We start from the raw sequence: 8581 nt of genomic DNA, 5'->3' as shown, positions 1-8581 counted from the left end.
ACCTCCGCGTTGGCCGCCGCAGGTTTGCGTGACTTGATGCAGTCGAAGAAGTCCCGGGCGTGCGCCTGGACATCGAGGCCGGGCTCGCCCTTGGCCGGCTGAGGCAGCTCTTGCTTCAATGACGCGGGCTGGGCCTCCATGCCGCCGCTGTCGCCGGTCTCGACCCAGCCTTCGTCGCCTTCGAAACGGACGGGACACGTCCCCAACTCCTGGATCCATCCCGGCCGCTTTTCGAAGGGGGTTTCCAGGAAATGAATCATCAGCCTGACGCCATTGGCATAGGTCGCCGTGATCCCCTTTTCGCCGGGTTCAAAAGAGACGGGCATTGTGTCATCAGCCTGGTTTGCCCACTGGCACAGGTCGACGGTGTGCGCGCCCCAGTCCAACAGGCGCGCGCCGGAATCGAAATCATAGTAGCCCCGCCAGCCGCCTTTGACATACTCGCTGTTGTAGAGCCGCCACGGCGCGGGGCCCAGCCACATGTTCCAGTCGACGACGTCCGGGTCAGGCGTTGGTTCCCCCGGCAGCCACGCAGTCCTGATCTCCGGCGTGTACACGCTGGCATGGAGCGTGTGAATCCGGCCGAGCCTGCCCGATTGCGCGAGTTGGACAGCCTTGCGGAAGTTGTCGACGCTGCGCCGCTGCGTCCCCGCCTGAAACACGCGGCCCGTGCTCTTGATGGCGTCGGCCAGGTCCTGGCAGTTGCCGATGGTCAGCCCGCAAGGCTTCTCGCTATACACGTCCTTTCCGGCTTGCGCGGCGAGAATGGATGCGGTGGCATGCCAGCGGTCGCCCGTGGCGACAAGCACGGCGTCGATGTCCCGGCGCTCGAGCAGTTCGCGGAAATCGCGATACAGGACGCAGTCCGTGTTGCCGTAATGCTTGTTCACGAATTCCTTTGCCGCGTCGCGGCGGCTGGCCTGGACATCCGCCACGGCGATACACTGAATGTCGGGCTGTTCGAGCATCTGCGGCAGCACGTACCTGCAGCGCGGGCCCATCCCGATGACACCCAGCGTTATCCGCTCGCTTGCCGGGGCGGCTGTGTCCTTGCCCAACGCGCGGGCGGGGATGAGATACGGGGCAGCAGTCGCGGCGGTTGCGGCGGCCGCGCCGCGCAGGAATTGACGGCGCGTGGTCAGGCGTGCATGGCTCATGGTTGAATTCTCCCTGGGTCGTGACTGTGTTGGCGTGCGGCGAACAGATGACCCGTGCCGCCGAACATCGTCCCCGGCACGGGGATACGCGCGGCCGCGTGTGCTATTTGCCGTTATGGAGACAATGCCTCCGAACCGCATTTGACCAGAGCGCCCGGGCCCGGTTCAATATCCGCATGCGCCGGTGCCGCCGCCGCGCGGTGCCGCGGTGCCGCGGTGCCGCGGTAACGCGTGTAATGCGTAACGGAACGCGCTACAGGTGCGACTCGATCCAGTTGTGCAGCAGCGGGTAAAGAACGGCATGGCTGGCCGTCAGCGGCAGAATGTTCCGGAACGTCAGGAAATAGAAGGCGGCGACAAAGCCCGCGGGGAATGTAATGAGCATCTGAACCGGCACAATAGTGCCTGGAATGCGGGCGGGAGTCCAAAAATGCGCGAGGCTGAAAGCCAGCCCCACGGCGAGGGGCAAGCGCCACGGGCCGCGAAGCGGCCGCAGCGTCGCGAGCGAGGTCAAGCCTATCGAACACAGCACAAACTGCTGAGGGAATCCGGCCGGAAGGTACTCGATCATTTGCGGCACAAAAGCAGGCTCGAATGAGATCTTCCCGGCAACCAGGATTCCGGCAACGGCCAGCATGGCGACGGACAGCCCAAGCAGTGCAAGCCCGGCGAGCAGGGCCGGCAACGTGAGGCGGGTGGTAATGCCCCAGCCGTCCATCTTTTCCGGCTGGCGCCGGGCTCGTGCGAGGATGTAGCCGACCGTGAGCGCCGAGGCTATGACGTCCGTTGTTGTTCTGCTGAAGTGCGAACTGGGAAACTTCAGTTCCAACAGCCTGACTGTTGCCGCAATGACCCCTAGCCAAATCGCGAATTTCAGGTCCGTCCAATCGATCTGCCGTCTTGTCTGAAGATCACGGTTGCTCACAGACTGCATCTCCGAGGTAAGCGGCGGCCCGTTGCCGACTGCATAGTATAACCGTTCCCGCGGCATAAACTTTGCCGCCGCATGGGGACAGCCGCGATGGTGGACTGGCATACCACCCCGCATGGCATGATAAGGGACCGTCAACAGCAAGGGAGTCTCATGTCGTACGCTATCTCGGAATACCCCGACGTTCGGGAAATCTACCGCAAGCTGGATACTCTGATGTCGCTGCCGCCGGTAACGATCCGGCGGGATGCGCTGCAGGCGTATCTGGACCGGTTGGACACGCAATGCGCGATGTCCAAGGCGATGATCACGGAGGCGAAGGATTTCATCCCGGGCGGGGTGCAGCACAACCTCTCGTTCAACTATCCGTTTCCACTGGTGATTGACCGGGCCGAAGGACCGTACCTCTACGACCTCGACGGGAACCGGTACATCGACTTTTTGCAGGCGGGCGGGCCGACGGTTCTGGGCTCGAATCCGCCGGGCGTGCTGGAGCCGGTGATCGAGCTGCTGCGAAAGAGCGGGCCGGTCACGGGCCTGTTTCACGAGTTTGAATTGAAGATCGCGAAGGAGATTGCGCGGCACATGCCCGCGGTCGAGATGTTCCGCATGCTGGGCAGCGGCACCGAGAGCGTGATGGCGGCGATCCGCGTGGCGCGCCTGGCCACGCGCAAGAACTATGTGGTCAAGATGGGCGGCGCTTATCACGGCTGGTCGGACCAGATGGTCTACAGCCTCAAGATCCCGCGCAGCGGCCGTTTCGAGGCGCACGGCATCCCGCGGGCTTGCGTCAAATACACCACGGAAGCCGCCCCGAACGACATCGAATCGCTGGAGCGGCGGCTGTTCCTGAACCGGCTGCGCGGCGGCACGGCAGCGGTGATCGTGGAGCCGGTCGGCCCGGAAAGCGGCACCTGGCCTGTAGACAAGAACCACAACGCGGAAGTGCGGCGCCTGTGTGACAAGTACGGCGCGCTGCTCATTTTTGATGAAGTCGTCACGGGTTTTCGAATCGGCCTGGGTGGCGCCCAAGGCTACTTCGGCGTGCAGCCCGACCTCACCATCTTCGGCAAGGTCGTGGCGGGCGGGTATCCCGCGGCGGGCGGCGTGGGGGGGCGGCGCGACCTGATCCTGCTCATGGCGGCGGGTCTGGAGAGCGGCAAGAAGCGCGCTTACGTCGGCGGCACGCTCGCGGCGAACCCGCTGAGCGCCGCGGCAGGCTACTTTGCCATTCGCGAGATCGAGCGGACCGGCGCGTGCCGCAAGGCGGGGCTGGCGGGCGACCGGCTCACCCGCGGGTTGAACGGCCTGATACAGCGGCTCGGCCTGCCGTTCGTCGCGTACAATCAGGGTTCCATTTGCCATCTCGAGACGGTTGGCGGCATGTTCGTCAAACTCGAGTACCTGCATATTCTGCGCGTTTTGAAGGAGATCAAGGCGCGCAAGCACGCGATGGAGGAATACGGCGCAGCGTACTTGGCGGAAGGGATCATCACGCTGGCGGGCAGCCGGCTCTATACGAGCATGGCCGACACGGACGACGTCATCGACGACGCGCTGGCGCGGTTCGAGCGGGTTATGGACCATGTGGACCGCTCCGCACTCAACAAGGAAGCAGCGGTATGAACGACGTACGGCAAGCGCGGGCGGCGGTGCGCGAAATGGGCACGCGCCTGGTGCGGGCAGGCCTCGTGGTCGGCACGTGGGGCAATGTGAGCGTGCGTCTCGGCGGCCAGGTCATCATCACGCCGAGCGGCGCGGACTATGCCGCGCTCACAGACGAGGATATGCCCCTCGTCGACCTCGCCACGGGCGCCTACGAAGGGCCGAAACCGTCGAGCGAAAAGGGACTGCATCTCGAGGTGTACCGCCAGCGCAAGGAGATAGGCGCGGTCATCCATGTGCATTCTCCGAATGCTTCGACGCTCGCCGCCGCGCGGCGCGAATTGCCGCCGATCCTGGACGACATCGCGCAGTTGATCGGCCCGGGCGTGCGTGTGGCCGATTATGCGCTGCCGAGCACGAAGAAGATCGTGCGCGCCACGGTCCGCGCATTGCGCGGGCGCATGGCCGCGCTGATGGCGAATCATGGCGCCATTTGCCTGGGCCGCGACCTGGACGAGGCCTTCCTGTGCTGCCAGGTGCTCGAAAAAGGATGCAAGGCATTTATAGAAGCGGAATTTCTGGGCGGCGCAAAGGGCATCAACTATTTCGAAGCCGCTCTCATGCATCAGTTCTTCCTCCGCAAGTACTCCAGACAATGGAAGCAGAAGTAGCGCCGCTCATACCTGCCTGGGCATAGAAGACCGGCGAAGAGGAGAGACCCGTGCCAAGCGCTGACAAGTACGTGCTGGCCGTTGACCTGGGCACTTCCGGATGCAAGACGGCGCTGGTTTCCATAAACGGCGAAATGGCGGGATGGGAATTCGAGCCCGTTGCCACCAACCTCTTCGCCAACGGCGGGGCGGAGCAAGACCCCGAGGCATGGTGGTCGGCGTTTCTCAGCACGAGCCAACGGCTGCTGCGGCAGGGCGCGGCCTCGCCGGACCAGGTCGCCGCCATCTGTTGCAGTACCCAAGGCGAAGGCACGGTCGCCGTGGATGCCGAAGGAAACGCGCTGCGGCCCTGCGTGTTGTGGATGGATACGCGGGGAGTGGAACACCTGAAAAAAATCACGCGCGGCTGGGTCACGGTTGCCGGCTTTGGCCCGGTGCGGCTCTACCGCTGGATCCGGCTGACCGGCGGTGTGCCGTCATTGACCGGGAAAGACCCCGCCGCCCACATGCTGCTCATCAAATACGAGTTTCCCGGCGTCTACGCCAGGACCGCGAAGTTCCTCAACGTGCTAGACTACATGAATCTGCGGTTGACGGGCAGGTGCGTGGCGACCGGCGATTCCATCCTTACCTCCTGGGTGACCGACAACCGGGATTCCGCCCGGATTACCTACAGTGATGTTCTGGTGCGTAACAGCGGCATCGCGCGCGAGAAGTTTCCCGATATTGTCCCGTGCACGGAGGTCATCGGCACGATCAAGCCGGACGTCGCGGATGCGCTTGGTTTGCCGTCCAGCGTCCCTGTCGTGGCGGGCGCGATTGACACCACGGCGGCCGCGGTAGGCTCGGGCGCCGTGCGCGATTACGAGGCGCACCTGTATATCGGCACGTCTTCGTGGCTGGCCGCGCATGTGCCCTTCAAGAAGACGGACCCGTTCTCCGCAATTGCGTCGGTGCCCTGTGCGTTTCCCGGGCGGTACCTGATGATTGCGCTGCAGGCTACGGCGGGCGGCAACCTGACCTTTCTCCGGGACAAGGTTCTGTATCACAAGGACGAACTGCTCGCGGAGGCGCAAGTCCCGGACGTCTATAAGATCATGGATCGCATCTCGGAGAAGACGCCTCCGGGCAGCAACGGGGTCATCTTCACGCCATGGAGTTACGGCGAGCGCTCGCCTGTCGAGGACCCCTATATCCGGGCCGCGATTCACAACCTGTCGCTGGAAAACTCGCGGGAAGACATTATCCGGGCGGTCTTCGAGGGAGTAGCGTTCAATAACCGGTGGCTTCTGGCGCCGGTGGAGCGTTTCCTGAAGAGGCCGCTGGAAGCGATTACGCTGGCGGGCGGTGGCGCAAATTCGGACGTGTGGTGCCAGATCTTCGCGGACGTGATGCGCCGCCCCATCCGCCAGATGGCGGACCCGATCCAGGTGAACGTGCTGGGCGCGGCGTTCATTGCATTCCTGGGGCTGGGGTTGATTGCGTTGGACGACGTGCCGCGCATCGTGCGGCATAAGGCGCTCTATGCGCCCCGGCCGGAAACACGGGAAGTGTACGACCGGCAATTCCGGGAATTTGTGGAACTTTACAGGAAGAACAAGAAGATCTATCGACGCCTGAACGCATTTCGCGCGCGGTGAACCGCGGTGGCCAGTCTCGAACAATCCTGGTGTTGTCACGAATATTTCGTGAGGCGTCCGGCCGCGATCACGGGGACTGCCCACGCGAGCGCGAACAAGACGGCGTTATAGGTTTGCCAGTGATTGGCATCTCCGGAGGGGGTGTTGTAGTCGCCGGCTGTCCACCGGAAATACAGGACAATCGGCACGGGCACGCAGTAGAGCACGCGTTCGGTGAGGAAGAGGCGCGGGTCAGCGGCCTGGACCAGCGCTACGGCCAGAGCGCAACTGAGATGCCCTGATATGCTCCACCCGAGGAACTGTCTGCCCGCCGTGACGGCGAACATCGCAAGGAACATGACCAGACGGAGGACGGTGTAGCCGCGGGGCCCTTCCCGGAACAGTTCGATGAGCACCTGCGCGATAAAGCCGAAGGTGACCATGCTCGCGGGCACGTCGTAGACCAGGGAGGCCGGGGCCTTCCACGAGCCGTTGAAAAGGGAATTCGCGACGGCACCTGTCAAAGCCAGGGCCAGTTGCAGGCCGAGCAGCCGTTTCATCATCCACGCGTGTTCCATGGGCAAGGTTCCTCTCACCGGTCAGGCAGCAACTGGGCGCGAATGGCGTGATACCCCGCGCCGAACCACGGCACGGGCCAATGTATCAGGATGAGCAGGAGCACATCGCGAAAGACCGGCCATCCGCTTTGCGCTGTTTCGGATTGTACCAGCATCGCGTGGACCGCGTGAAGGAAGGGCCCCACGCTGCATGCGAGGGCCAAGTACTGCACAAGACGCGGGTGCGCGCTGACCATGGCAATGGGATTCGGCAGGTCCGCGAGCATCCATCGTTCTTCCAATTGCATGAAGGCTCGGCGCAATACCACGCGCTCGTTGCGTTCCGCGAGGCAGGCGAGGCTCGCGTTAGCTTGTATGGAGTTGAACGCAAACAGCACCAGAATGGCGATGACCGCGAACAGGTTGAGGCCGGCGCTCGCAAGAACGGCTTCTCCCGCGGCAAGAGTTGCGGCGGCCGCCCAGCAACAGGCGAGAAAGACCAGGACAACACCGTGCCAGGCCAGGAGTATTCCGCCGGCGAAATACCCGCCGGCGTGCCAGCGAGTCTGTAGCGAAGCCGCAATCAACCCATATGCCGCGTGCCAGAGGAACCCGCTCAGGGCGCCCAGGACAAGGGAGACGCCGAGGGTGGCGCCGTACGCTTGGAACGGGAGAGCCAGCCCCGCGGTGACGGCCATAACGGCGCCGTAGAGGACGCCGATTCCGTACCGGAGCATGCCTTGAACGGGCAGCGCATAGGGGAGGTTTTCGCGAAGAAACCGGGGCCAGACGCGCAGTACGTCGCGGCTGAACGGCGCGCGCCCTTCGTCGATGGTCCGCGTGAGCGGGACAAATGCGGGGCCTGCCCAGACAACCGCGGGCATCTGGCTCTGCTGCGCCATGTGTCTGCCGCCGTCGCGGGGGCAGTTCTCCCTCGATTCCGTGAGAAGGGCCGCGGCCTGCGCGGGCACGCGGTTCGCCAGATACTGCACCAGTTCACCCAGCGACACGACCGAATCGCGGTCCAAGTCGGCTTCTCCGCAGAGCCCAGCCGCCAGAAAATGCGAGAATATCCCGTGATGGCCCCAGTGCGGGTCTTCGAGCGAACGCTCCCCTGGACTGCAAGAGAGGACGACGGTCCACCCCTCCGCGCGCAGCTGGGGTGCGCACTGCGATTGTGCGGCCGCGAACCTGTTTCCCATGTCCAGGTCCCGGGAATTCGCCGGTTGCGAGACCGCGCCGGTCGCGGGTACCGGGACATTGTTCTGTTGCAGCGGATCCTGGCAGCAGTCCACGAACATGACCCTTCTGGCGCACGGATGATCCGTGAAGTAAGACTGCATGTCATCCAGAAACACCAGGGCCGATTCCGGTGCCCCGGCGCCGGTCACCCCCCAGCGCCCATCCTTGGGCAGGAGAAAGAGCCGCCCCTGATGGAGGCCGCCGTGGCCGGCGAAATAGAGCATGAGGGTATCGTCCGCCCGCGCTTCGGCCGCCGCCCACTCGATGGCTTGCAGCACATTGGAACGCGTCGGTTCGAGCGCGCCTTCAATGCGCGGGGGAGAGGCCAGCACACGCATGAGCAGGCGATGCGAAGGGTGTGTCGACGACAGGGCATGCACGACGCTTTCCGCGTCATTCACGGCGCAATTCAGGTCCAAGACCTCGGGGTCGTCGAAGGTGTCTATTGCGACCACCACAACGATAAGCCGTTCCGAATGGTGCGGCGCATGGTCAGGCATAGGTTAATCCCCGGAAAAGGCCGGCACACGTCCCAAAAAACGTCTCCCATTGCCAGCTTGTCCTTTAGCGTAGAGTTCACCCCGTGTCTTGTCAAGACCGCTCTTACCATCTTTGCCGCCAAAGTGCTTCTATTATCGCTCTGTCAATAGGATGATTTGCCAAATCGCGCCGCCCTGTGATTCGATATCCGCTTTCCAGATGCCTTGGCGTGAAGGAGAGCGTTCAATTCCGCGCAGGAAGCAGTCTGACCCGTTTCATGCGGCCCTGCTGTTGCGCTTCATGCTGACGGTGGCGCTAC

The 8581-nt window shown here is 63.7% G+C and carries 7 protein-coding genes; 3 read left to right on the top strand and 4 right to left on the bottom strand.

All coding sequences use genetic code 11. The features are described from left to right. Positions 1-1142: Gfo/Idh/MocA family oxidoreductase (locus KA184_08395; GenBank protein MBP8129589.1), on the bottom strand; the 1142-nt coding region annotated here is incomplete at its 3' end. 268 nt (positions 1143-1410) lie between these two features. Further along, positions 1411-2082 (bottom strand): CPBP family intramembrane metalloprotease, encoded by a 672-nt coding sequence (locus tag KA184_08390; GenBank protein ID MBP8129588.1) that lies wholly within the window; start codon positions 2080-2082, stop codon positions 1411-1413. Positions 2083-2241: 159 nt separating this feature from the next. On the opposite strand from KA184_08390, the gene KA184_08385 reads away from it, so the two are divergent. From KA184_08385 to KA184_08375, 3 genes are read left to right on the top strand one after another with little or no spacing between them, the layout of a single operon-like run. Beyond that, entirely contained in the window at positions 2242-3714 is a 1473-nt protein-coding gene (locus KA184_08385; protein ID MBP8129587.1) for an aminotransferase class III-fold pyridoxal phosphate-dependent enzyme, read from the top strand. Beyond that, positions 3711-4364 (top strand): class II aldolase/adducin family protein, encoded by a 654-nt coding sequence (locus tag KA184_08380; GenBank protein ID MBP8129586.1) that lies wholly within the window; start codon positions 3711-3713, stop codon positions 4362-4364. The genes KA184_08385 and KA184_08380 overlap by 4 nt, the downstream gene beginning before the upstream one ends. Before the next feature lie 50 nt (positions 4365-4414). Then, complete coding sequence (locus tag KA184_08375) at positions 4415-6004, top strand: FGGY-family carbohydrate kinase (GenBank protein MBP8129585.1); 1590 nt, start codon at positions 4415-4417, stop codon at positions 6002-6004. A gap of 35 nt (positions 6005-6039) precedes the next feature. Here the strand turns inward: KA184_08375 and KA184_08370 are convergent, their stop codons facing one another. Together KA184_08370 and KA184_08365 are read right to left on the bottom strand one after the other, a co-directional pair. Then, positions 6040-6561 carry a hypothetical protein gene (locus KA184_08370; GenBank protein MBP8129584.1) on the bottom strand — a complete coding sequence of 174 codons (522 nt, stop codon included), beginning with the start codon at positions 6559-6561 and terminating at the stop codon, positions 6040-6042. A 14-nt stretch (positions 6562-6575) separates the two neighbouring features. Next, positions 6576-8282 carry a caspase family protein gene (locus KA184_08365; GenBank protein ID MBP8129583.1) on the bottom strand — a complete coding sequence of 569 codons (1707 nt, stop codon included), beginning with the start codon at positions 8280-8282 and terminating at the stop codon, positions 6576-6578. Positions 8283-8581: the final 299 nt, after the last annotated feature.

The organism is Candidatus Hydrogenedentota bacterium (genome assembly GCA_018005585.1).
GTDB lineage: Bacteria > Hydrogenedentota > Hydrogenedentia > Hydrogenedentales > JAGMZX01 > JAGMZX01.
This window is presented reverse-complemented; position numbering and strand designations above follow the sequence as displayed.

Bases quoted from the DNA above. Each gene is read 5' to 3' on its own strand.
- KA184_08365 (MBP8129583.1), bottom strand. From the start codon at position 8,282: ATGCCTGACCATGCGCCGCACCATTCGGAACGGCTTATCGTTGTGGTG.
- KA184_08380 (MBP8129586.1), top strand. From the start codon at position 3,711: ATGAACGACGTACGGCAAGCGCGGGCGGCGGTGCGCGAAATGGGCACG.
- KA184_08385 (MBP8129587.1), top strand. From the start codon at position 2,242: ATGTCGTACGCTATCTCGGAATACCCCGACGTTCGGGAAATCTACCGC.
- KA184_08370 (MBP8129584.1), bottom strand. From the start codon at position 6,561: ATGGAACACGCGTGGATGATGAAACGGCTGCTCGGCCTGCAACTGGCC.